This window comes from Pseudomonas sp. RT4P38 (genome assembly GCF_054897765.1).
Genome location: NZ_CM142703.1, coordinates 6,384,513 through 6,408,115, shown reverse-complemented (window position 1 = coordinate 6,408,115; position 23,603 = coordinate 6,384,513). Strand labels below are relative to the sequence as shown.

The window sequence follows — 23,603 nt, the reverse complement described above, 5'->3', positions numbered from 1 at the left end:
TATATGGCAGTTGAATTTCGTTCGGCCCTGCGCGCGGATGCGCGGGAGATTGCTCGTTTGTTTCAGATTTCATCAGAAGGCGCTGCGGATTACATCTGGAGTCAACTGGCGCAGCCCGGTCAGGACTTGCTGGATGTGGGTGCCAGTCGCTACGCCCGTGAGGACGTGGATTTTTCCTGGCAGAACTGCCTCATTGCCGAGGCCGAGGGAAACGTCATTGGCATGATGCACAGCTACGTGATGCGTCACGATCCGCTGGCGGCCCCCGTGACAGATCCGGTCCTGGCGCCGTATGCCAGGATGGAAATTCCCGACACCCTCTATATTTCCAGCCTGGCGCTGCATGAAGGCTGGCGAAATCAGGGGCTGGGCAAGCAATTCCTCGCCTACGCCTACGACCGTGCCAACCAGCTTGGGCTCAATGGCTTGAGCCTGATCGACTACGCCGTGAACACCGGCGCCCGCCGGTTCTACGAACGACATGGCTTCCGTGTCGTCGATACCTGCCAGATCACACCGCATCCAATGATTCGGGTCACGGGTGAGGCCTATCTGATGTATCGGCCCTAGTGAGCTACATTTCTCTATGAGCTGCTCAGGGTTGCCGCAGCGCTAGTTCATAAAACTCGTTTTCAAGAATGGGTTGAACATGAAAGCGGTCAGTCGGCGTGAGACATGTCTGATCGGCGGCGTGTATTCAAAGTCGTCTCTGGTGCTGCTTGCATTTTTTATCTGTGCAGCATCAAGTGCGATGGCTGATACCACGCCAGCAGCTCCGGATTTCTACACATGGTTAGAGTCCGAACAGGGACAAAAAGCGTCCTTGGCGCAAATGAAGCAGCAATGCGCCAAGGTGTTGGATGCTGAAAAAAACCTGAATTGTTCAGTGTCTGTTCTCGCCCGAATGTTCGAGGCCAAAACCGCAAACCAGATTCCCGAATACTATCTGGCGATCAAGCATCGTCACGCTCAGGCAATCGCGAATGACCCTGAACTCAACGCGATGTTTTCCATGTTCGGCGGCGAATCCCTCGCGACCCTGCGGGCGGGCGGCGATTTTTCGGTGACAAGAGCGAAGCGGCACGAGGTACTTGTCATCCATCCTTACGCCAGTGACAGTCACGTGACTGACGAGGTGCTGCCCTATCTCGATGTCAAAGCGGCCAATGGTGCCTCGTCACGCTTCATTCTGGACACCGGCGCACCGCAAACCCGGGTCGACCACGACACCGCGAAGCTGATGGGTATCAGGTTATTAACCGACTCTCACTATGGCTACAGCACGTTTTATGGTGAACGTGACCTGTCTGCCAAACTGGGGATCTTTGAGTCTTTAAAGACAGGCTCAAGCGAGTTCAGAAACGTCCTGGTGTTTGTCAGCGACCGGGAAAACTTACTGGGGCTCGATTTGCTCGGTAAGTTGGGGCGTTTGAAGGTCACCAAAAAGACGCTGGAGGTTAACGCCGAACCTCCCGCGCGATGTGATTCGCGAATCACCTATGCGCGTATCGACATCAATCAAAGACTGACCATTGCCGCACGCCTGGATCGTCGGGCCACGCCGGCGATTATCGACACCGGCAATGTTGATTACCTGACGTCGTCCTCGCCGGGCAACTCACCCATTCATATCACCGATAAACCGCGTTCCCAAACCTTCAAGGGTGAATTGAGCCTGGCGGGACATATCCAATTGATCACCTACCACTACTACCCGGACTTTACGATTCCACCGTCGTTGTTGCTGGGTCAGTACGTGCCTTCGCTTTTGCTTGGGTGGGGTGCATTCAATGACCATGAGTTGAATCTGGACATCGACTCGGGCCGATCGTGTTTCAACAGGATCTAACATTCGATTGGATTTTTTCGTGGGTAAAAAGAATATTATCTGTCAGCTCATTTTATTATTGGTGTAAGGCGTTTCGTGTTGGGGGTGCCTTAAGACGTTTATCGATTGCAGTATTCGCGCGTTTTATTCGGATTTATTCGAGCAGTCTTGGTTGTATATCAGTAGGTTGCTCCGATTTTGGCAGGACTTGTCGTCGTTTAAATTCAATCGTAGGGCGTCCTACAAGGCTCAGGAATAGGCCTCCCAGCTGAATAGCCATGATCTTGTTCAATTGTTTTCGTTGATATATATTTTTTTCATCCGCTGTTACTTGATTCTAAGCAGCAGTATTTTGCGTGGTTCTCCGGTGTTCGGCGCTTAATCATGAGGAGGGTCACTCAACAAAAGGCCTTGCAGATGTTGAAAGAATGTAGATGCGGCAATTGTAAACGGCTACTAGCCAGAGTCGGTGAGTTTACCGAGTTCCAGATCAAATGTTCCCGATGTGGCACGTTGAATCATGTGAAGGCCTCGAGCCTCGAACGATCGCCTACGAGCGAATTACATGCAGCACCTGCTGCGAAAAATCATAAAACTTCGTAGGAAATAACAGATGAACAATGGAATCGTACTTCCTCCTCTAAAGGTCACTGCAACTGCTCCTGGCTATAGCCCGATGGCACCAGGCGGTGCTTGGCCGGCACCCAATCCAGCAATGGTTTTTATTGCGCAGCAACAAGAACGGAACGAACTCTACAGCCAAGGTATGTGGCGAGAGATGATCATAAAGATCACTAATGAGCAACAGGCTTCTATTAGAAATGGGGCTGCTGTAGGCATTGTCACTTCCATTGTGCGTGACATGCAAGCGATCCCTTTTGCTGATAACTATATTTGCTTGAATCCTAATATGTCACCAGCACAAGCTTTGAATTACACCTCGCGTAATTTCAAAGCAGGTTCTGTACCTGAATCCACGGGCCTGTCTGGCGGTACGCTAACTCCAATTGCTGCCTTTGGTCATTTTCTGTATGGCAACGGAACTGCAGCTAAGACCAACATCAATAGTTTGGGTCTAAATCTTTCTGGTACGGCTATTCCGATGCTAGGGAAGGTCTGAAGTACCCACCGATTTTTGATGCCTTCACTACTTGAGGTTCAAAAAAAATGAATCGGTCGAAAAACAGCCCTTCTTGTCCTTAATTCACGGTTCTTTCCTCTGATCGCGCTGTTTCAGGGCGATTAGCCCGCATTACAGACGCACCTCGCCCATCCCCATCAACCGTTTTCGCACCATCCACAGATTCGACAAAGCGAACAAGGTTGTCTGTTGAGCGATGTTTTTCGACAAGCCACGAAAGCGCACTTTCGTATAACCAAACTGGCGCTTGATCACGCGAAACGGATGCTCAACCTTGGCCCGCACCTGCGCTTTCGCGTATTCGATCTTGCGTCGCATGCGCCCGATCAGGCTCTTTTTTGCGTGCTTTTTATAGCTGCTTGGTCGGGCGGCAATCGACCAGATCATCTTGCGATCCTGATGCTCGGGACGTTTGTCCACGCCGGTGTAACCGGCGTCGCCACACACGTAAGTTTCCTCACCGTGCAGCAACTGATCGACCTGCGTCACGTCCGCCACATTGGCCGCCGTGCCCACCAGGCTATGCACCAAGCCGGATTCGGCATCGACGCCGATGTGCGCTTTCATACCAAAAAAATACTGATTCCCTTTCTTGGTTTGGTGCATTTCGGGATCGCGTTTACTGTCCTTGTTCTTGGTCGAACTCGGCGCGTGAATGATCGTCGCATCGACCACCGTGCCCTGACGTAGCATCAACCCTCGGTCGCCAAGATAACCGTTGATGACCTGCAAAATCCCACCGGCCAACTCATGTTTTTCCAGCAGACGCCGGAAGTTGAGGATCGTGGTTTCATCGGGGATCCGATCCAGGTGCAGCCCCGAAAACTGGCGCAAAATTGTAGTCTCATAGAGCGCTTCTTCCATCGCCGGATCGCTGTAGCCGAACCAGTTTTGCATCAAGTGAACCCGCAACATGGCCATCAATGGATACGCCGGACGGCCCCCTTCGCCCTTTGGATAATGCGGCTCGATCAAATTAACCAAGCCCTTCCAGGGCACCACCTGATCCATCTCGATCAAGAAGCGCTCGCGGCGGGTCTGCTTACGTTTGCCGGCATACTCGGCATCGGCGAAGGACATCTGTTTCATCGGGACTCAACCGTCGTGTTCGTGTCAGGCGGGTATTTCACCAGATTTGGAAGTCTTCTTCAGAGTTTCCCTAGAGTCAGCGTTTGCTGTTGCTCCACTGGGTCGAACTGCCATTGCTTTGGATAAGGTGCCATACGACACAGCCTCGAACTCTTGGGTGACTGGGGTGTGGCTTGGTAACATCACTTTAAAGATTGAAGGCACAATCACGAAACACGAAAACGGAAGACTGTCTTTCAATGGAGGGGCACGAGCTTACAATGATATATATGACGCGAATACGGGTACGTGGCGCACCGCAATAGGTGAGAATGCTACAAGTGTGCTTGCTGCTGTCGAGAAATATTTAAATGCAAAACCCTATGAGATTGCTATACAAGGCACTAATGTGATTGCTATCGACCGTTAATATCAATTTCCACCGTCTATAAAATGCACATTGGACCATTTTAAATTTTCAAATATTTAGTGCGATATTCGCATAAATTGGTCGTGCTTACATTGGCGACCAACACTGCATCTTAACAGGGACATTATCTATGCCTTCGTATACACGCCTACTCATCTCAGTTGTTCTGTTCATCGGAGCTTGGTTCTGCTTGTTATCCGCAGCAGTACATGTTCCTGCGAACCCGAAAGACCTTTCTGATACTGCGGGTTTATCTCCAGCGGTTATTTATACGGTAGCACTGGAAGCCATAGGCTTTGTAGCAATCGTGTTTGTTGGTCTGGGTATGCTTTTTTCGAAAATTCTCAAATCCCATTCTTTTGGTATGAAACTGGTTATTTTTTGTTCATCAAACCTCCTTCTATTACTTTCCTCACTATTGGGTATATTTGTAAATGTCTCATATGTGCCCGATACGATACCTGGTGTTGCTAGCATCAGCCTTTATATAGGTGTTATAGGGCTGGTCACAACGGCTGCCCCAAAACGAACATAAACCACGCAAGGTTATGAAGTATTTATAGATCACTTATTTCAGAAAATTCTCCAGCCGCGGTTTTCAGTCGTTTCGGCCGTTTGAGGTTCTGGCCACTGGTAAACGCATTTATCCACAATCCCTGTTAGCGCTTCTGTGGATAACATGTTCGCCCTTCGCTACACCCCATACAAATCAAGCCCTGCAACCCTTCGTACAAAAAACAACCAGCCTAACCCGCGGTTTTTTCACGCTTTTTCCAGAGGATAACTTTGTACGCGAGCCAATACTTGCCCCCAATCTCTGTTAGCGCATCTGTGGATAAGATGTTCGCTGTCCGCTACAGGCCATGTAAAACGGGCTTATCAGGCGAGTGATCAAAAAACGATCAAATCATCGTTTTCGATCGATAAACCTCGCGCAAACCCCGATTTATCGCGGCCTCCAACGGTTTTCCACAGATCCGGCAAAGTTGCCCCCAAAGTCTGTTGGCGCTTCTGTGGATAAGGTGTTCGCCATCCTCTGCAGGCCAAGTAATTCGTGCATTACAGGCTTTCGATCAAAAAACAACCAATCGCAGTTCAAAACCCTGCTTCTGGATAAGTCACGGATTTTCTTCGGTTTCTGTGGAGAAAGTTTTCGCTGTAAAACGAGTTGTCCCCATTTGCTGTGGGTGAAGGTGTGGATAACTTGTTCGCGAACCTCTACAGCCCCACACCCGTGGCAGCTCTAAAGCAATCGATCGAAATTTGAACAATAAAAAACCGCGAAACTTGTTCGCGGTTTTTTGTCTCAGCGGGGTCGGTCAGCCTTGAACCGGCACGCCTTTGAGGTAAGGCGCAGGTTCAGCCCCCAGGTTGTTTAGCAAGCGCTCGCTGTACCAATCCACAAAGTTCACCACACCAAATTCATAGGTCTTGGAGTAAGGCCCTGGCTGGTAAGCCGTGGAGTTGATGCCGCGCTGGTTCTCTTCGGCCAGGCGACGGTCTTGGTCGTTGGTCGCATCCCACACCTTGCGCATGCGTTCCACGTCGTAGTCCACGCCTTCGACCGCATCCTTGTGCACGATCCACTTGGTGGTGACCATGGTTTCCTGGGCGCTGATCGGCCACACGGTGAACACGATGATGTGGTCGCCCATGCAGTGGTTCCAGGAGTGCGGCAGGTGCAGGATGCGCATCGAACCCAGGTCCGGGTTCTTGATGCGGCCCATGAGTTTGGCGCAACCCTGTTTGCCGTCGATCGTCATCGACACGGTGCCCTTGAGCAGCGGCATGCGCACGATGCGGTTACGCAGGCCGAAGCTGGCGTGCGCGTAAGGGATCTTCTCGGCTTCCCAGGCGGCAGCGGAGGCGGCGACGTGGTCCTTGAAGGCCTGATCGGCACGCGGGTCGGTGACGTCGTCCCATTCCAGCAGGGTTTTCAGCAGTTCCGGGTGCGACGCGTTGCAGTGATAGCACTCGCGGTTGTTTTCCAGCACCAGTTTCCAGTTGGCTTTTTCGAACAAGGTGGTCTGGATCGCCACCTTGGTGTTCTCCATGTCGTACGGTTCCATGTAATGGGTCAGCGTCGACAGGAAGTCATCAATGGCTGGCGGGTTCTCCGACAGGCTGATGAAGATGTAACCGCCAGCGGTCTTCACGTTCACCGGCTTGAGGCCGTACTCCTTCATGTCGAAGTCGGCGCCCATCTCGGTGCCGGCGAACAGCAGGCGACCGTCCAGCTCATACGTCCACTGGTGGTAGTGGCAGACCAGTTTGGCGACTTTGCCTTTTTCACTGGTGCACAGACGCGAACCGCGGTGGCGGCAGACGTTGTGGAACGCATGGACCACGCCGTCGGCCCCGCGAATCACGATGATCGGGTTCTTGCCGACTTGCAGGGTCAGGTAGTTGCCCTTGGTCGGGATCTCGCAGGTCATGCCGGCGATCAACCACTCTTTCTGGAAGATTTCCTGCATGTCGATATCAAACAGCCGCTCGTCAGAGTAAAACGGCTGCGGCAGCGAGAAAGTGCGTTCGCGCTCTTGAAGCATCTGCGCGGTGGCCTTGCGTGCGGGTTCCAGCGGATCGCCCAGGCTAAGTTTTGCGGTGACGTCCATCGATTTGATCCTCAAGGCCATTCTGTGTGGCCGGCGAAAGTGGCTAATCAGGTTTGCTACGCAAGGTGTAAAGATTGTGTCTTGGTATGGAGCGAGTGTGGGGCCGCCGTTGCCCGGAACCTTATCCATGGGCGACATGGCCCAATCTGTTCCCGACGCGCAACCCCCGGTAGATGCGGGCTGGTCGCGATAAGTATGTGAATGTCGCAGATAGGTAAATGGGTGGTTCGCGCGTTACGCAGAATCGCCAACATAAGGCCGACCATCGGCGGTGGAGAACAGCATGTCCAACAGCTTCCTGAATCCGGTAACCACCCAGACCTGGGCCAATGGTCGACACATCGTCCGTTGCGTCAAAGTCATCCAGGAAACCTGGGATGTGCGCACCTTCTGCTTTATGGCTGACCAGCCGATTTTGTTCTTCTTTAAACCGGGGCAGTTTGTCACCCTGGAGCTGGAAATCGAAGGCGTGCCGATCATGCGCTCCTACACCATTTCCAGCTCGCCATCGGTGCCGTACAGCTTTTCGGTGACGATCAAGCGCGTACCGGGCGGCAAGGTTTCGAACTGGCTGCACGACACCCTGCACGAAGGCCAGGAGCTGGCCGTGCACGGGCCGGTCGGGCTGTTCAACGCCATGGACTTCACTGCGCCGAAAGTTCTGTACCTCAGCGGTGGCGTTGGTATCACGCCGGTCATGTCGATGGCTCGCTGGTTCTATGACACTAACGGCAACGTCGACATGGTGTTTATCCACAGCGCCCGTTCGCCGAAAGACATCATTTACCACCGCGAACTGGAACACATGGCGTCGCGGATCGATAACTTCAGCCTGCACCTGATCTGCGAGAAGCATGGTCTGGGCGAGCCGTGGGCCGGATATCGCGGTTACCTGAACCACAAGATGCTCGAACTGATGGCGCCGGACTTCATGGAGCGCGAAGTGTTCTGCTGCGGCCCGACGCCGTATATGAACGCGGTCAAGCGCATGCTCGAAGCGGTCGGCTTCGACATGTCGCGTTATCACGAGGAGTCGTTCGGTGCTACACCACCGGAAGCCCGTGCCGATGCGGTGGAACAAGCCGAAATCGCCGCAGATGCACCGGACATCGACGTGGCGGACCTGCACCAGGTGGAATTCACCGCGTCCGGCAAGAGCATTCGTGTTGCACCGGGTGAAACCGTGCATGCGGCGGCGGCCAAGCTGGGTCTGTTGATTCCGAAGGCGTGCGGGATGGGGATTTGTGGGACTTGCAAGGTGATGAAGCTGGGCGGGGAGGTCGAAATGGATCACAACGGCGGGATCACCGAGGAAGATGAGGCCGAGGGGTTTATTCTTTCGTGCTGCAGCGTGCCGAAGGGTGATGTGCGGATTGAGTTCTGATACACGCCGCGGAACCTGTGGGAGCGAGCTTGCTCGCGATGACGGCGGTACATTCAACATCTATGTTGGCTGACCTACCGCTATCGCGAGCAAGGGTAAGTATTTCAGTCCACAAACAAGTCTGGCATCAGCTTGTCGTTGGTGCCGGGCTCGAAGCGGTAATGTTCGAATTCGGTCACGCCATGCTCCCGCAGAATTTCCTCATCAATCAGCAATCGCCCAGTAATGCTGCGACCGCTGCTGCTCAGAATCACATGGGCGGCATCCGCCATGATTGCGGGCGTGCGCGCATGCTTGAACGACTCGCGTGACCCGAGCTGAAACTCGATGGCGGCGGTGGCGATCATCGTCTGCGGCCACAGGGAATTGACGCTGATGCCGTAGTTCTTGAATTCCTCACTCATGCCCAATGTCAGCATGCTCATACCGTATTTGGTCACCGTGTAGGGGCTGTATTGAGCAAACCATTTGCTCGCCAGATTCAGTGGCGGGGAAAGGCTGAGGATATGTCCGCCGCTTTTCTTCAGATAGGGCAGGGCGGCCTGACTGCACAGCAGCACGGCGCGGGTGTTGATCTGGTGCATCAGGTCGAAGCGCTTGAGTTCGATGTGCTGGACTCCGGTCAACTTGATTGCCCCGGCGTTGTTGATCAGTGCATCAATGGCGCCGAAATGTTCATGGGCCTGGGCCAGCGCCTCACGCACCGCGACTTCATCACGCACATCCACCTGCAAGGCCAGCACTTGGCCGCCGGCCGCTTCAACTTCCTTCGCCACGCTGAAAATCGTACCTGGCAACTTGGGGTGTGGCTCGGCGCTTTTAGCGGCAATCACAATGTTGGCCCCATCCCGCGCAGCCCGCAGCGCGATCTCACGACCAATCCCGCGACTCGCGCCGGTGATAAACAGGGTTTTGCCTTGTAAGGACATGCGTGCGCTCCTGATTATTATTGTCTGAGCGGATTAATGTAGACCAAGGCGTGCGCCACGATTGATCGTTCCCACGCGTGGGAACGATCAGTCGATCAGTGGCGGGGGATCAACGGGACATGACCTCGCGAATATCCGCCGCCAGTTCCCGTACGCGTTCTTCTTCGGTGTCCCACGAGCACATGAAGCGTGCGCCGCCGTTGCCGATGAAGGTGTAGAAGCGCCAGCCCTTGGCCGTCAGTGCAGCGATGGCGGGCTCCGAGAGTTGCAGGAACACGCCGTTGGCCTGCACCGGGAACATCAGTTCCACGCCTGGAATGTCGCTCACCCGTTCAGCCAACAGCTGCGCGCAGTGGTTGGCGTGGCGGGCGTATTTGAGCCAGGCGTCGTTTTCCAGAATCCCGACCCACGGCGCCGACAGGAAACGCATCTTCGAGGCCAGTTGCCCGGCCTGTTTGCAGCGGTAGTCGAAGTCTTCGGCCAGTTTGTGGTTGAAGAACAGAATCGCTTCCCCCACCGCCATGCCGTTTTTCGTGCCGCCGAAGCACAACACGTCGACGCCGGCCTTCCAGGTCAGGTCTGCTGGCGAGCAGCCGAGGAAAGCGCAGGCGTTGGAGAACCGCGCGCCGTCCATGTGCAGGTTCAGGCCCAGCTCTTTGCAGGTGGCGCTGATGGCGCGGATTTCTTCCGGGGTGTAGACGCTGCCGACTTCGGTGGCCTGGGTCAGGGTGACTACGCGCGGTTTCGGGTAGTGGATGTCCTGGCGCTTGAGCGCGATTTCGCGGATCGATTCCGGGGTCAGCTTGCCGTTTTCAGTGCGGGCGATGAGCAGCTTGGAGCCGTTGGAAAAGAATTCCGGTGCGCCGCATTCGTCGGTTTCGACGTGAGCGGTTTCCGAGCAGATCACGCTGTGGTAACTCTGGCACAGCGACGACAGGGCCAGGGAGTTGGCCGCGGTGCCGTTGAAGGCGAAGAATACTTCGCAGTCGGTTTCGAACAGTTTGCGGAAATCGTCGGACGCGCGTGCGGTCCACTCGTCGTCGCCATAGGCGCGCTGGTGGCCGTGGTTGGCCTGTTCCATGGCAGCCCAGGCTTCAGGGCAGATACCGGAATAGTTGTCGCTGGCGAATTGTTGGCTCTTATCGGTCATGGCCGGCTTCCGTGTTCGGGGGGCTCTTATGGTGAAGAGTTCCGTGGTCAATGATGGTGCGCACTTTACCCAAGATCGTCAGGAGAGCACACGGGATGATGCTGTCAGAAAAATACAAAGGCTCCGGGCAATTATGCACATGACGCAAAGGGATGGGGCACTGGGTCTGCTCAAGTGGCTGGCGCTGTTGAGTATGGTGCTCGATCACCTGCGATATGTCGGTTATTCCGTCGATATTCTGTATGTTCCGGGCAGGCTGGCCTTTCCGTGGTTCTGTCTGGCGATGGCCGCAAACCTGGCGCGGCCCCGCGCGGTGGCGACCGACGGCCAGTGGCGTTATCTGGGCTGGTTGCTGCTGTTTAGCGCTATCAGCGAAATTCCCTACCGGATGTACATTCCTGATCCCAACACCTTGAACGTCCTGCCCTCGTTGGCGCTGGGGTTGCTGGTGGCCCGTGGCTGGCAGGACCGAACCCTGCAAGCGCGACTATTAGCGGCAGGTGCCTTGCTGCTGGCGGCGCTGTTCCCGGAGCGACTGATGTTCGGCTTCTTCGGTGTGTTGTTGCCACTGGCGATGTTGCTGGTGATCAGGCGGCCCTGGTATTTCAGCCTGTTGCCGGGATTGGTCTGTCTGGCAGCCAATCAGTGGCCAGTGCTGTATTCCTCCGCGCGGTTTCACAATGTTGAAGCCATCCTAGGCCTCGCCGCTTGTCTGATCGCGCCACTGGCCGGCCTGCTTTTGTTGCGTCACGCCGGCTGGCTCAACCCTCCACCGCCGATGCGTCGCTGGGCGTACGCGCTGTATCCGCTGCATTTTTTACTGTTACTCGCAGTGCGACAGACAATCGCCTAAACCCTGTGGGAGCGAGCTTGCTCCGGGCGGCGTTCCGACGATAGCTGTGGGCCAGGCAACATCAATGCTGACCGTGACGGCCTCATCGCGAGCAAGCTCGCTCCCGCAGGGGTTCCTTGTTGATTTGAGGAGTGTGTCCGGCATGCCATTTCCCGCCATGTCGTAAACGCACCTTTGCGTGGCGTCCGTAGGCATTTGGCCTGTCTGCGCCGGTCATACCATCGCATTCAAAGGGCACTGTCGAAACACCGGTGCCTTACCGAGACGAATGGCGCATAGATGCCGCTGGGAGAGACGCGATGTTCAGCAAGCAAGACCAGATCCAGGGTTACGACGATGCACTGCTGGCGGCGATGAATGCCGAGGAGCAACGCCAGGAAGATCACATCGAGCTGATCGCGTCAGAGAACTACACCAGCAAACGCGTCATGGAAGCGCAAGGCAGTGGCCTGACCAACAAATACGCCGAAGGCTATCCGGGCAAGCGCTACTACGGTGGCTGCGAGCACGTCGATAAAGTTGAAGCGCTGGCCATCGAACGCGCCAAGCAACTGTTCGGTGCCGATTACGCCAACGTGCAGCCGCACTCCGGTTCCTCGGCCAACAGCGCCGTTTACCTGGCTCTGCTGCAAGCCGGCGACACCATTCTGGGCATGAGCCTGGCCCACGGCGGTCACTTGACCCACGGCGCCAAAGTGTCGTCCTCGGGCAAGCTGTACAACGCCGTGCAGTACGGCATCGACACCAAAACCGGTCTGATCGACTACGACGAAGTCGAGCGCCTGGCCGTCGAGTGCAAGCCGAAGATGATCGTTGCCGGCTTCTCTGCTTACTCCAAGACCCTCGACTTCCCACGCTTCCGTCAGATCGCCGACAAGGTCGGTGCCCTGCTGTTCGTCGACATGGCCCACGTCGCCGGTCTGGTCGCTGCTGGCCTGTATCCGAATCCGCTGCCTTACGCCGATGTGGTCACCACCACTACCCACAAGACCCTGCGCGGTCCACGTGGCGGCCTGATCCTGTGCAAGTCCAACGAAGAAATCGAGAAGAAGCTCAACGCGGCAGTCTTCCCGGGTGCCCAGGGCGGCCCGCTGATGCACGTGATTGCCGGTAAAGCCGTGTGCTTCAAGGAAGCTTTGGAGCCTGGTTTCAAGGCCTACCAGCAACAAGTGATCGATAACGCCCAGGCCATGGCCGGCGTATTTATCAAACGCGGCTACGATGTAGTGTCCGGCGGTACCGATAACCACCTGTTCCTGGTCAGCCTGATCCGTCAGGGTCTCACCGGTAAAGAGGCGGATGCAGCACTCGGTCGCGCCCACATCACCGTGAACAAGAACGCTGTCCCGAACGATCCACAGTCGCCGTTCGTGACCTCCGGCCTGCGCATCGGCACCCCGGCGGTGACCACTCGCGGCTTCAAGGTTACCCAGTGCGTCACGCTTGCCGGCTGGATCTGCGACATCCTCGACAACCTCGGCGACGCCGATGTCGAGGCCAATGTTGCGCAGCAAGTTTCGGCCCTGTGCGCGGACTTCCCGGTTTATCGCTGAGCGCGGTTTTGGAGTAAATGACTATGCAACGCTACTCGGGCTTCGGCCTCTTCAAACACTCCCTCAGCCATCACGAAAACTGGCAGAAGATGTGGCGCACGCCGACCCCTAAAAAGGTCTATGACGTGGTCATCGTCGGCGGTGGCGGGCATGGTCTGGCGACCGCCTACTACCTCGCCAAAGAGCACGGCATCACCAACGTGGCCGTGGTCGAGAAAGGCTGGCTGGGCGGCGGTAACACCGCGCGCAACACCACCATCGTTCGCTCCAACTACCTGTGGGACGAGTCGGCGCACCTGTACGAACACGCGATGAAATTGTGGGAAGGCCTGTCCCAGGACCTGAACTACAACGTGATGTTCTCCCAGCGTGGCGTTTACAACCTGTGCCACACCCTGCAGGACATTCGTGATTCCGAGCGTCGGGTCAGCGCCAACCGCCTCAACGGCGTGGACGGCGAACTGCTCGATGCCAAACAGGTTGCCGACGAGATTCCGTACCTCGACTGCTCGAAAAATACTCGCTACCCGGTGATGGGCGCTACCGTCCAGCGTCGCGGCGGCGTGGCCCGTCACGATGCCGTGGCGTGGGGCTTTGCCCGTGCTGCCGACGCCCTGGGCGTCGACTTGATTCAACAGACCGAAGTGATCGGCTTCCGCAAGGAAAACGGCGTGTGCATCGGTGTTGAAACCAACAAAGGCTTCATCGGCGCCAAGCGCGTCGGTGTAGTGACCGCCGGTAACTCCGGGCACATGGCCAAACTCGCCGGTTTCCGTCTGCCGATCGAATCCCACCCGCTGCAAGCGCTGGTGTCCGAGCCGATCAAACCGATTATCGACAGCGTGATCATGTCCAACGCCGTACACGGTTACATCAGCCAGTCCGACAAGGGCGACCTGGTGATCGGCGCCGGTATCGACGGCTACAACGGCTACGGCCAGCGCGGTTCGTACCCGGTGATCGAGCACACCATCCAGGCCATCGTCGAGATGTTCCCGGTGTTGTCCCGCGTACGCATGAACCGTCAGTGGGGCGGCATCGTCGACACCACGCCGGACGCATGCCCGATCATCTCGAAAACCCCGGTGCCGAACATGTTCTTCAACTGCGGTTGGGGCACCGGGGGCTTCAAGGCAACACCTGGCTCGGGCAACGTCTTTGCCGCGAGTCTGGCCAAGGGTGAAATGCACCCATTGGCCGCACCTTTCTCCATCGACCGTTTCCACAACGGTGCGTTGATCGATGAACACGGCGCTGCTGCGGTTGCCCACTAACAGGAGAAATCCCCATGTTGCATATCTTCTGTCCTCACTGCGGCGAGCTGCGCTCCGAAGAGGAATTCCACGCATCTGGCCAGGCGCACATCCCGCGCCCACTGGACCCGACTACCTGCACCGATGAGGAGTGGGGCGACTACATGTTCTTCCGCGATAACCCTCGCGGTCTGCACCACGAGCTGTGGGATCACGTCGCCGGTTGCCGTCAGTATTTCAACGCCACCCGTGACACCGTGACCTACGAGATTCTCGAAACCTATAAGATCGGCGCCAAGCCGCAGTTCACCGACAAGACCGATAGCCCGAAAGCGGCCACGACGGCTCTGGGAGAGAAGGTATGAGCCAGATCAATCGCCTGTCCAACGGCGGACGGATCGACCGCAACAAAGTGCTGAGCTTCACCTTCAACGGCCAGACCTACAAAGGCTTTGAAGGCGATTCGCTGGCCGCTGCACTGCTGGCCAACGGTGTCGACATCATCGGTCGCAGCTTCAAGTACTCCCGTCCGCGCGGGATCTTTGCCGCCGGTGCGGAAGAACCGAACGCCGTGCTGCAGATCGGAGCGACCGAAGCCACGCAGATCCCGAACGTACGCGCCACGCAACAAGCGCTGTATCAAGGTTTAGTCGCCACCAGCACCAACGGCTGGCCGAGCGTGAACAACGACATGATGGGGATTCTCGGCAAGGTCGGCGGCAAGCTGATGCCGCCGGGCTTCTACTACAAAACCTTCATGTACCCGCAATCGTTCTGGATGACTTACGAGAAGTACATTCGTAAGGCCGCCGGTCTTGGCCGTTCGCCGACCGAGAACGATCCGGACACCTACGACTACATGAACCAGCACTGCGACGTGCTGATCGTCGGCGGTGGCCCGGCTGGCCTGGCCGCCGCACTGGCAGCCGCTCGTAGCGGTGCCCGCGTAATCCTCGCCGATGAACAGGAAGAGTTCGGCGGCAGCCTGCTCGATTCCCGCGAAAGCCTCGACGGCAAGCCTGCCAACGAGTGGGTCGCCAGTGTCATCGCCGAACTCAAGGACACCCCGGACGTGCTGCTGTTGCCGCGCGCCACGGTTAACGGTTACCACGACCATAACTTCCTGACCATTCACGAGCGCCTCACCGATCACCTCGGCGACCGTGCCCCGATTGGCCAGGTGCGTCAGCGCATCCACCGTGTTCGCGCCAAGCGTGTGGTGCTGGCGACCGGCGCTCACGAGCGTCCACTGGTTTACGGCAACAACGACGTGCCGGGCAACATGCTCGCCGGCGCTGTGTCGACTTACGTGCGTCGTTATGGCGTGGCACCGGGCAAAAAGCTCGTGCTGTCGACCAACAACGATCACGCCTATCGCGTGGCACTGGACTGGCTCGACGCCAGCCTGCAAGTCGTCGCCATCGCCGATGCCCGCAGCAATCCGCGCGGTGCGCTGGTTGAAGAAGCACGCGCCAAAGGCATCCGCATCCTGACCGGCAGCGCCGTGATCGAGGCCCGTGGCAGCAAGCACGTGACCGCCGCTCGCGTTGCCGCGATCGATGTCAAAGCACACACCGTGACCAGCCCAGGTGAGTGGCTTGAATGCGACCTGGTTGCCAGCTCAGGCGGTTACAGCCCGGTGGTTCACTTGGCGTCGCACTTGGGTGGCAAGCCGATCTGGCGTGAAGACATCCTCGGTTTCGTACCGGGCGAAGCACCGCAGAAACGTGTGTGTGTCGGGGGCATCAACGGCGTCTACGGTCTCGGCGATTCCCTGGCCGATGGTTTTGAAGGCGGCGCTCGCGCAGCCAGCGAAGCCGGTTTCAGTGTGGTCGAAGGCACTTTGCCGAAAGCCCTGAGCCGTCTGGAAGAGCCAACACTGGCGCTGTTCCAGGTGCCGCACGAAAAGAACACCGCACGTGCGCCGAAGCAATTCGTCGACCTGCAAAACGACGTCACCGCCGCCGCCATCGAACTGGCGACCCGCGAAGGCTTCGAGTCGGTCGAGCACGTCAAACGCTATACCGCACTGGGCTTCGGTACTGACCAGGGCAAGCTCGGCAACGTCAACGGTCTGGCCATCGCCGCCCGTTCGCTGAACGTGACCATCCCGCAGATGGGCACCACCATGTTCCGCCCGAACTACACGCCGGTGACCTTCGGCGCCGTGGCCGGTCGTCACTGTGGGCACATCTTCGAACCGGTGCGTTTCACCGCGCTGCATCACTGGCACGTGAAGAACGGCGCCGAGTTCGAAGACGTTGGTCAGTGGAAGCGTCCTTGGTACTTCCCGAAAAACGGTGAAGACCTGCACACTGCCGTGAAGCGCGAATGCAAAGCCGTGCGCGACAGCGTCGGCCTGCTGGACGCTTCGACCCTGGGCAAGATCGACATCCAGGGCCCGGATTGCCGTGAGTTCCTCAACCGCATCTACACCAACGCCTGGACCAAGCTCGACGTGGGCAAGGCTCGCTACGGCCTGATGTGCAAAGAAGACGGCATGGTCTTCGACGACGGCGTAACTGCCTGCCTCGCCGACAACCATTTCGTGATGACCACCACCACCGGCGGCGCTGCACGCGTGCTGCAATGGCTGGAAATCTACCACCAGACCGAATGGCCAGACCTGAAGGTGTACTTCACCTCCGTGACGGATCACTGGGCAACCATGACCTTGTCCGGGCCGAACAGCCGCAAGCTGCTCAGCGCAGTCACCGACATCGACCTGAGCAACGAAGCGTTCCCGTTCATGACCTGGAAAGAAGGTCTGGTCGGCGGTGTGCCGGCGCGGGTATTCCGGATTTCGTTTACCGGTGAACTGTCGTACGAAGTCAACGTGCAAGCCGACTATGCGATGGGCGTACTGGAAAAAATTGTTGATGCTGGCAAGCAGTACAACCTGACGCCATATGGCACTGAAACCATGCACGTTCTGCGGGCCGAGAAGGGCTTCATCATCGTCGGTCAGGACACTGACAGCTCGATGACTCCGGACGACCTGAACATGGGCTGGTGCGTCGGTCGCACTAAACCTTTCTCATGGATCGGCCAGCGTGGCATGAACCGTGAAGACTGCGTGCGTGATCAGCGCAAACAGTTGGTCGGCCTGAAGCCGATCGATCCGACGAAATGGCTGCCGGAAGGCGCGCAACTGGTGTTCAACACCAAGCAAGCGATTCCGATGACGATGGTCGGCCACGTGACGTCCAGCTACCTGCACAACTCCCTCGGCTATTCGTTTGCCATGGGTGTGGTGAAGGGCGGTTTGAAGCGCATCGGTGAGCGCGTGTTCGCACCGTTGGCGGATGGCAGCGTGATCGAAGCGGAAATCGTTTCTTCGGTGTTCTTCGATCCAAAGGGTGATCGCCAGAACGTCTGACACAGCGATTCCCTGTGGGAGCGAGCTTGCTCGCGATGGCGGCAACGCTGCTTCCACAGGGAGTACAAAAAGAATTCAGGACAGGTGCTTTATGACCGCAGCCAATGTTTACCAACAACGCCCAACCACTGGGGCCAAGGCCGAGTCGTCGCTGCATCACGCAGGCCTGCAAAGCCTGGTGGGCAAGGGTCGCAAAAGCGCCGGCGTGATCGTGCGTGAGAAAAAACTCCTAGGCCACCTGACCATTCGTGGCGATGGCCATGATGCTGCGTTTGCTGCCGGTGTGCACAAGGCCCTCGGTATCGAATTGCCGGGTGCGCTGACCGTCGTCGTCAAAGGTGAAACCAGCCTGCAATGGATGGGGCCGGATGAATGGCTGTTGATCGTGCCGACCGGTGAAGAATTCGCCGCCGAGCAAAAACTGCGTGAAGCGCTGGGCGACCTGCACATCGCGATCACCAACGTCAGCGGCGGCCAGCAGCTCCTCGAACTGAGCGGCCCGAACGTGCGCCAGGTGCTGATGAAGTCCACCAGCTACGACGTGCACCCCAACAGCTTCCCGGTGGGCAAGGCCGTGGGCACTGTGTTTGCCAAGTCGCAACTGGTGATCCGCCATACCGCCGAAGACACCTGGGAACTGCTGATTCGCCGCAGCTTCTCGGATTACTGGTGGTTGTGGTTGCAGGATGCGGCTGCCGAATACGGGCTTAGTGTTCAGGCTTGAGATCGACCCCTCACCCCAGCCATCTCCCCACGGGGGAGAGGGGAAAGGGAGCCAATCTCCATGGGCTTTTAAACCTGAGTTCGACTCGATATTTTAGGTCGATGTAGCTCGAATGAGCACCTCGATCAGTCCCCTCGCCCCTTTGGGGAGAGGGCTAGGGTGAGGGGTGGATTTCCCTGACACCCAGCACAACGAACAGGAGTCACCGCACTATGAGCCGCGCCCCAGACACATGGATTCTGACCGCCGACTGCCCAAGCGTTCTCGGCACCGTGGACGCGGTGACCCGCTTTTTGTTCGAGCAGGGCTGCTACGTCACCGAGCACCATTCCTTCGATGACCGGCTCTCGGGCCGTTTCTTCATTCGTGTGGAATTCCGTCAGCCTGATGGCTTCGACGAACAAGCCTTCCGCGCAGGCCTGGAAGAGCGTGGCCAAGCCTTCGGCATGATCTTCGAACTCACCGCGCCGAACTACCGGCCAAAAGTGGTGATCATGGTTTCCAAAGCCGATCACTGCCTCAACGATTTGCTCTACCGCCAGCGCATCGGCCAGTTGTCCATGGATGTGGCCGCCGTGGTTTCCAACCACCCGGACCTCAAACCGTTGGCGGATTGGCATCAGATTCCGTACTACCACTTCCCGTTGGACCCGAACGACAAACCGTCGCAGGAGCGTCAGGTCTGGCAGGTGATCGAAGAGTCCGGCGCCGAACTGGTGATCCTTGCCCGTTACATGCAAGTCCTGTCGCCAGAGCTGTGCCGCAAACTCGACGGCAAGGCGATCAACATCCATCACTCCCTGCTGCCGGGTTTCAAGGGCGCCAAGCCCTACCACCAGGCCTACAACAAGGGCGTGAAACTGGTCGGCGCCACGGCGCACTACATCAACAACGACCTGGACGAAGGCCCGATCATCGCCCAAGGCGTAGAGGCCGTGGACCACAGTCACTACCCGGAAGATTTGATCGCCAAGGGGCGGGATATCGAAGGGCTGACCCTGGCCCGGGCTGTTGGTTATCACATTGAACGACGGGTGTTCCTCAACGCCAATCGCACCGTCGTTCTTTAAATTGCTATCGCGAGCAAGCTCGCTCCCACAGGGAACGCGGTCAAATGTGGGAGCGAGCTTGCTCGCGATGGCGGCATAACAAACAACGCAAGACACACAGGCAATAACCCGAGCAATCAACGCGCCGCCGATCCATCGCGACGCGACCGCTACATAAAAACAACAGCGAGGTGAAAGCATGTCTGGCAATCGTGGTGTGGTGTATCTCGGCAATGGCAAGGTCGAAATACAGAAAATCGACTATCCGAAAATGCAGGACCCGCGCGGCAGGAAGATTAATCACGCTGTCATCCTGCGCGTAGTCTCCACCAACATCTGTGGTTCCGATCAGCACATGGTGCGTGGTCGTACCACCGCTCAAACCGGCCTGGTACTGGGTCACGAAATCACCGGTGAAGTAATCGAGAAGGGCAGCGACGTCGAGAACCTGCAGATCGGCGATCTGGTGTCGGTGCCGTTCAACGTGGCGTGCGGCCGTTGCCGTTCCTGCAAGGAAATGCACACCGGCGTTTGCCTGAGCGTTAACCCTGCGCGTCCGGGCGGTGCCTACGGTTATGTCGACATGGGCGACTGGACCGGCGGCCAGGCTGAATACGCGATGGTGCCGTACGCCGACTTCAACCTGCTGAAACTGCCTGATCGCGATCGCGCGATGGAAAAAATCCGCGACCTGACCTGCCTCTCCGACATCCTGCCAACCGGCTACCACGGCGCAGTCACCGCTGGCGTTGGCCCAGGCAGCACCGTGTACATCGCAGGCGCCGGCCCGGTCGGCCTGGCCGCTGCCGCTTCCGCTCGCCTGTTGGGCGCGGCAGTGGTGATCATCGGTGATGTCAACACCGTCCGCCTGGCACACGCCAAGGCCCAGGGTTTCGAAATCGCCGACCTGTCCCTGGACACCCCGCTGCACGAACAAATCGCTGCACTGCTGGGCGAGCCAGAAGTGGATTGCGCCGTCGACGCCGTGGGCTTCGAAGCGCGCGGTCACGGCCATGACGGCGTGAAACACGAGGCTCCGGCTACCGTGCTGAACTCGCTGATGGGCGTGGTTCGGGTTGCCGGCAAGATCGGTATCCCTGGGCTGTACGTAACTGAAGATCCAGGTGCAGTCGACGCAGCCGCGAAGATGGGCAGCCTGAGCATCCGCTTCGGTCTGGGCTGGGCCAAATCCCACAGCTTCCACACTGGTCAGACGCCAGTGATGAAGTACAACCGCCAGCTGATGCAGGCGATCATGTGGGACCGTATCCACATTGCCGACATCGTTGGCGTGGAAGTCATCAGCCTCGATGACGCGCCACGTGGTTATGGCGAGTTCGATGCAGGCGTGCCGAAGAAGTTTGTGATCGATCCGCACAAACTGTTCAGCGCAGCGTAAGGCTTCACGCAAAACAAAACGGCGACCCTCGGGTCGCCGTTTTTTTTGTTCGATGATGATCGTTCCCACGCTCTGCGTGGGAACGATCATTTACAGGGCTGCCAACGCCCCTTGATACAACACCGGCCCCGTCGGTTGCCCAGTCGGCGAGCCCCCCTTCGGTTCAAGACTCACCGCCAGCGCAATCGGCTTGCCGATCAACGTCTTCTGCGCATCGCTCAACTCTACGCGCCCCTTGCCGCCAGCCGGAATCACCCCAAGGGAAATCGGCTTGCCATCCGCCGGAATCGCCCACAACTCCAGACTGCGCCCCGGATCGACCGCTGCCAGAGCCAACGGCTCGACCTTCAAATAATCCTTATGCGCTTCAACCTTCAGCGCAGGCTGCGCGTCGGCAGTCAGCAGCGTGGCGCTGTAACGCGCACTGTCGCGGTTGTAGAGCATGCCCAGGGTTACGGCGATCACCAGCGAGCAAACCGCAGCCGTCACTCGCATCCAGCTCCAGAACGGACGTTTCTCCGGCATATGCAACACTTGCGGCTCAATCCGCGCCGTAATTCCCTGCCACACCCGATCCGGCACCGGCTGCTCGGGCAGTGCGTCGGTCAAACTGGTCAGGTTTTCCTGCCACTGCGCCAGTTCCGCGCGCAATGCTGCGTCCTCCAACAACAACTGTTCGAAACGCCGACGAGCGGCCGAAGGCATCAAGCCAATGGCGTAATCGGCGGCGAGGGCGCGGCGCAAGGTCGGGGTTTGATAGTTCATGATTCAAGGCACCTGCGCAGTCGCTCCATACCGCGGCGGATCCAGGATTTCACAGAGCCCAGCGGCGCGGCCAGGTGTTCGGCGAGCTCAGAGCAGGACAACCCCTGAAAGTAAGCCACGGTGATCGATTGACGCTGCATGCCTTCAAGGCTTTCCAGGCACCGGTTCAAGGCGCTGGCCTCACGGGCACTGCTGAGCTGTTCGTGGGCCGATGGGCTTTCATCCACCAGCGCCTGTTCTTCAAGGTCGCTCAACGGCCGGTCGCGGTGTTTGCGCAACTGATCGATGGCCTGATGACGGGTGATGTTGATCATCCAGGTCAGCGGCGCCGACAGATGCGCCTCGTAGCGCGAGGCGTTGTTCCAGATGCGCACGAAGCTTTCCTGCAGCACTTCTTCAGCCAGATCCTGCCGCCCCATGAAACGCAGCGCTACACCATGCAGCCGAGGGCCGACGCTGCGGTAAAGCGTCTCGAAAGCGCGGCGGTCGCCCAGAGAGCACTGGGCCAGAAGCTGCCTGAGCTGATCGGCATCGACGGTGGGAATAGCAGTTCTCCAGGCAATCGAGGTGGGCAGCAGGTGCCGGTTGCAAGCAGAGGTTAGTTCACGGTGCGCGGTTGTTCCATTCACGGGTGGCCACCTCGCAAAACCGCCGACCCCGATGGACAGGGTCGGCGGCACCCCTCAGCTTTTCGGCATCAGCACTTTGTCGATGACCTGAATCACGCCGTTGGACTGGTACACGTCATAGGTCGTGATGTCGGCGACGTCACCTTTTTCATCCTTGATCGTGATGTTGTGCGGGCCGTTCATCATCACCCACAGCTTGCCGCCCGCGACGGTGGTCAGTTCGGCCTTGCCGCCACCGGCCTTGATCTTCTCGGCAAGGGTCAGCATGTCGAGTTTCCCGGCGACGACGTGGTAGGTGAGGATGTGGGTCAGGGTCGCCTTGTTGGCGGGTTTGAGCAGGTTGTCGACAGTACCCGCCGGCAGCGCGGCGAAGGCTGAGTTGACCGGGGCGAATACGGTGTACGGTCCTTTGCCCTTGAGGGTATCCACCAGGCCTGCGGCTTTCACGGCGGCGACCAGGGTGGTGTGGTCGGCGGAGTTCACCGCGTTATCGATGATGTCTTTGCTCGGCATCATGCTCTGGCCGCCGACGATGACAGCATGGTTCGTGTCTGCCGCTTGCACGGTGTTCAGGGCGAACCCGCCGCCCAAGGCCAGGGTCAGCAGGCTGGCAATCAACGGCGTTTTGATCGAAGTGCGTTTCATGGTGATGATCCTCGTGCAGGGAATCGGCCAGGAATGTCTGTCCGTGCTTGATATACGCGGGCGGGACCCGACTGGATGCAGCACCGGGATAATCTTTTTTCGACGAGTGTGATCCCACAGAGCCTGGGAACAATCCCCTGAGATGCCAGTCCAACGGACAGTTTTTCGCCGCCCATTTTCGGGCGGTTTTCATGGCACAAGAGGATGTCTGAATGAAGATTTCACGCGGTTTTGCACTGGCTTCGCTGATGTGTCTGGCGGCCAGTCCGGTCTTTGCTCAGTTCAGCCTGTTCGATGCGGCCAATGCCATCTCCGGCACGCAGGGCGATGACGCCGCTGCGGCCGCGCCGACTGCGACGACCGCGCAGACGGCCGGTCTGCTGAGTGCGCTCAGCCAATTGAACGTGACGCCACAACAAGCCATTGGCGGTGCCGGGGCGATGCTCGGTCTGGCGAAGAATCAATTGAGTTCGACCGACTACTCGGAGTTGTCCAAAAGCGTGCCCGGAATCGACTTACTGTCGGGTGGCGGTGAACTGGGCGTCCTCAGCGGCTTGCTTGGCTCGTCCGGTAAAGCGGCAGGTCTGAACAACGTCTTGGGCAACGTGAACAACACCAACGACCTGAACAGTGCCTTCAGCGCATTGGGCATGGACACTGGCATGATCGGCCTGTTTGCCCCTGTGCTTCTGCAATTTTTCGGTCAGCAGGGTGTCGGCGGTTCGCTGCTGACAAACCTGGGCGGGATCTGGGGCGCAGGCACCGGTAGTTGACGACGAATGTTTCACCTTGGGATCGTTAACCTTGTG

General features: G+C 57.8%; 23 protein-coding genes. 16 read left to right on the top strand and 7 right to left on the bottom strand.

The window, feature by feature from the left end; all coding sequences use genetic code 11:
* The first annotated feature begins 3 nt into the window (after positions 1 to 3).
* The 4 genes from ACYZT7_RS29885 to ACYZT7_RS29870 all read left to right on the top strand — a co-directional run bounded on the left by ACYZT7_RS29885 (position 4) and on the right by ACYZT7_RS29870 (position 2,948).
* Entirely contained in the window at positions 4 to 570 is a 567-nt protein-coding gene (locus ACYZT7_RS29885) for a GNAT family N-acetyltransferase (RefSeq protein WP_462039266.1), read from the top strand.
* Between the two features lie 79 nt (positions 571 to 649).
* Positions 650 to 1,849, top strand: coding sequence for a retroviral-like aspartic protease family protein (locus tag ACYZT7_RS29880; RefSeq protein WP_462039265.1), 1,200 nt, complete (start codon positions 650 to 652; stop codon positions 1,847 to 1,849).
* Positions 1,850 to 2,245: 396 nt separating this feature from the next.
* Entirely contained in the window at positions 2,246 to 2,431 is a 186-nt protein-coding gene (locus tag ACYZT7_RS29875; RefSeq protein WP_462039264.1) for a Com family DNA-binding transcriptional regulator, read from the top strand.
* Positions 2,432 to 2,441: 10 nt separating this feature from the next.
* The gene (locus ACYZT7_RS29870; RefSeq protein ID WP_462039263.1) at positions 2,442 to 2,948 is read left to right on the top strand and encodes a lipid II-degrading bacteriocin; all 507 of its coding nucleotides are present in this window, start codon (positions 2,442 to 2,444) and stop codon (positions 2,946 to 2,948) included.
* A gap of 132 nt (positions 2,949 to 3,080) precedes the next feature.
* Here ACYZT7_RS29870 and ACYZT7_RS29865 read toward each other — a convergent pair whose 3' ends face one another.
* A complete protein-coding gene (locus tag ACYZT7_RS29865) occupies positions 3,081 to 4,058 on the bottom strand; it encodes an IS5 family transposase (RefSeq protein WP_462039262.1) in 978 nt (325 codons plus the stop codon).
* Between ACYZT7_RS29865 and ACYZT7_RS29860 the strand changes: the two genes are divergently transcribed.
* The gene (locus ACYZT7_RS29860; RefSeq protein WP_462039261.1) at positions 4,018 to 4,467 is read left to right on the top strand and encodes a lipid II-degrading bacteriocin; all 450 of its coding nucleotides are present in this window, start codon (positions 4,018 to 4,020) and stop codon (positions 4,465 to 4,467) included. The genes ACYZT7_RS29865 and ACYZT7_RS29860 overlap by 41 nt on opposite strands.
* A 130-nt stretch (positions 4,468 to 4,597) precedes the next feature.
* Entirely contained in the window at positions 4,598 to 5,002 is a 405-nt protein-coding gene (locus ACYZT7_RS29855; protein WP_462039260.1) for a hypothetical protein, read from the top strand.
* Positions 5,003 to 5,786: 784 nt separating this feature from the next.
* Here the strand turns inward: ACYZT7_RS29855 and gbcA are convergent.
* On the bottom strand, positions 5,787 to 7,082 hold the full coding sequence (gbcA, locus tag ACYZT7_RS29850) for a glycine-betaine demethylase subunit GbcA (RefSeq protein WP_462039259.1): 1,296 nt from the start codon (positions 7,080 to 7,082) through the stop codon (positions 5,787 to 5,789).
* A gap of 283 nt (positions 7,083 to 7,365) precedes the next feature.
* On the opposite strand from gbcA, the gene gbcB reads away from it, so the two are divergent.
* Positions 7,366 to 8,466: a glycine-betaine demethylase subunit GbcB gene (gene gbcB, locus ACYZT7_RS29845; protein WP_129440532.1), complete on the top strand. Its 1,101-nt coding sequence runs from the start codon at positions 7,366 to 7,368 to the stop codon at positions 8,464 to 8,466.
* 104 nt (positions 8,467 to 8,570) lie between these two features.
* Here the strand turns inward: gbcB and ACYZT7_RS29840 are convergent, their stop codons facing one another.
* Both ACYZT7_RS29840 and ACYZT7_RS29835 read right to left on the bottom strand, forming a co-directional pair.
* Positions 8,571 to 9,395, bottom strand: coding sequence for an SDR family oxidoreductase (locus ACYZT7_RS29840; protein WP_462039258.1), 825 nt, complete (start codon positions 9,393 to 9,395; stop codon positions 8,571 to 8,573).
* 109 nt (positions 9,396 to 9,504) lie between these two features.
* Positions 9,505 to 10,545: a threonine aldolase family protein gene (locus ACYZT7_RS29835; RefSeq protein ID WP_462039257.1), complete on the bottom strand. Its 1,041-nt coding sequence runs from the start codon at positions 10,543 to 10,545 to the stop codon at positions 9,505 to 9,507.
* A gap of 133 nt (positions 10,546 to 10,678) precedes the next feature.
* Between ACYZT7_RS29835 and ACYZT7_RS29830 the strand changes: the two genes are divergently transcribed.
* The 8 genes from ACYZT7_RS29830 (at position 10,679) to fdhA (ending at position 20,755) form a co-directional block, all read left to right on the top strand.
* Entirely contained in the window at positions 10,679 to 11,398 is a 720-nt protein-coding gene (locus ACYZT7_RS29830) for a TraX family protein (RefSeq protein WP_462039256.1), read from the top strand.
* A gap of 299 nt (positions 11,399 to 11,697) precedes the next feature.
* Positions 11,698 to 12,951: a serine hydroxymethyltransferase gene (glyA, locus tag ACYZT7_RS29825; protein ID WP_033053962.1), complete on the top strand. Its 1,254-nt coding sequence runs from the start codon at positions 11,698 to 11,700 to the stop codon at positions 12,949 to 12,951.
* A 23-nt stretch (positions 12,952 to 12,974) separates the two neighbouring features.
* Positions 12,975 to 14,225, top strand: coding sequence for a sarcosine oxidase subunit beta (locus ACYZT7_RS29820; protein WP_007947735.1), 1,251 nt, complete (start codon positions 12,975 to 12,977; stop codon positions 14,223 to 14,225).
* Between the two features lie 14 nt (positions 14,226 to 14,239).
* Positions 14,240 to 14,569 carry a sarcosine oxidase subunit delta gene (locus tag ACYZT7_RS29815; protein ID WP_131060659.1) on the top strand — a complete coding sequence of 110 codons (330 nt, stop codon included), beginning with the start codon at positions 14,240 to 14,242 and terminating at the stop codon, positions 14,567 to 14,569.
* Complete coding sequence (locus ACYZT7_RS29810) at positions 14,566 to 17,583, top strand: sarcosine oxidase subunit alpha (RefSeq protein ID WP_462039255.1); 3,018 nt, start codon at positions 14,566 to 14,568, stop codon at positions 17,581 to 17,583. Before ACYZT7_RS29815 ends, ACYZT7_RS29810 begins: the two co-directional genes overlap by 4 nt.
* A 91-nt stretch (positions 17,584 to 17,674) precedes the next feature.
* The gene (locus tag ACYZT7_RS29805; protein WP_462039254.1) at positions 17,675 to 18,307 is read left to right on the top strand and encodes a sarcosine oxidase subunit gamma; all 633 of its coding nucleotides are present in this window, start codon (positions 17,675 to 17,677) and stop codon (positions 18,305 to 18,307) included.
* Positions 18,308 to 18,519: 212 nt separating this feature from the next.
* Entirely contained in the window at positions 18,520 to 19,377 is an 858-nt protein-coding gene (purU, locus tag ACYZT7_RS29800) for a formyltetrahydrofolate deformylase (RefSeq protein WP_008147101.1), read from the top strand.
* Between the two features lie 178 nt (positions 19,378 to 19,555).
* The gene (gene fdhA, locus ACYZT7_RS29795) at positions 19,556 to 20,755 is read left to right on the top strand and encodes a formaldehyde dehydrogenase, glutathione-independent (protein ID WP_007947729.1); all 1,200 of its coding nucleotides are present in this window, start codon (positions 19,556 to 19,558) and stop codon (positions 20,753 to 20,755) included.
* Positions 20,756 to 20,845: 90 nt separating this feature from the next.
* Here the strand turns inward: fdhA and ACYZT7_RS29790 are convergent, their stop codons facing one another.
* From ACYZT7_RS29790 to ACYZT7_RS29780, 3 genes are read right to left on the bottom strand one after another with little or no spacing between them, the layout of a single operon-like run.
* On the bottom strand, positions 20,846 to 21,520 hold the full coding sequence (locus tag ACYZT7_RS29790; protein ID WP_462039253.1) for an anti-sigma factor: 675 nt from the start codon (positions 21,518 to 21,520) through the stop codon (positions 20,846 to 20,848).
* The gene (locus ACYZT7_RS29785) at positions 21,517 to 22,149 is read right to left on the bottom strand and encodes a sigma-70 family RNA polymerase sigma factor (protein ID WP_462039252.1); all 633 of its coding nucleotides are present in this window, start codon (positions 22,147 to 22,149) and stop codon (positions 21,517 to 21,519) included. Before ACYZT7_RS29785 ends, ACYZT7_RS29790 begins: the two co-directional genes overlap by 4 nt.
* 54 nt (positions 22,150 to 22,203) lie before the next feature.
* Entirely contained in the window at positions 22,204 to 22,794 is a 591-nt protein-coding gene (locus ACYZT7_RS29780) for a fasciclin domain-containing protein (RefSeq protein WP_462039251.1), read from the bottom strand.
* A 212-nt stretch (positions 22,795 to 23,006) separates the two neighbouring features.
* Here ACYZT7_RS29780 and ACYZT7_RS29775 point away from each other — a divergent pair, with 212 nt between their 5' ends.
* Positions 23,007 to 23,567, top strand: a complete 561-nt coding sequence (locus ACYZT7_RS29775; RefSeq protein ID WP_462039250.1) for a DUF2780 domain-containing protein — start codon at positions 23,007 to 23,009, stop codon at positions 23,565 to 23,567.
* Positions 23,568 to 23,603: the final 36 nt, after the last annotated feature.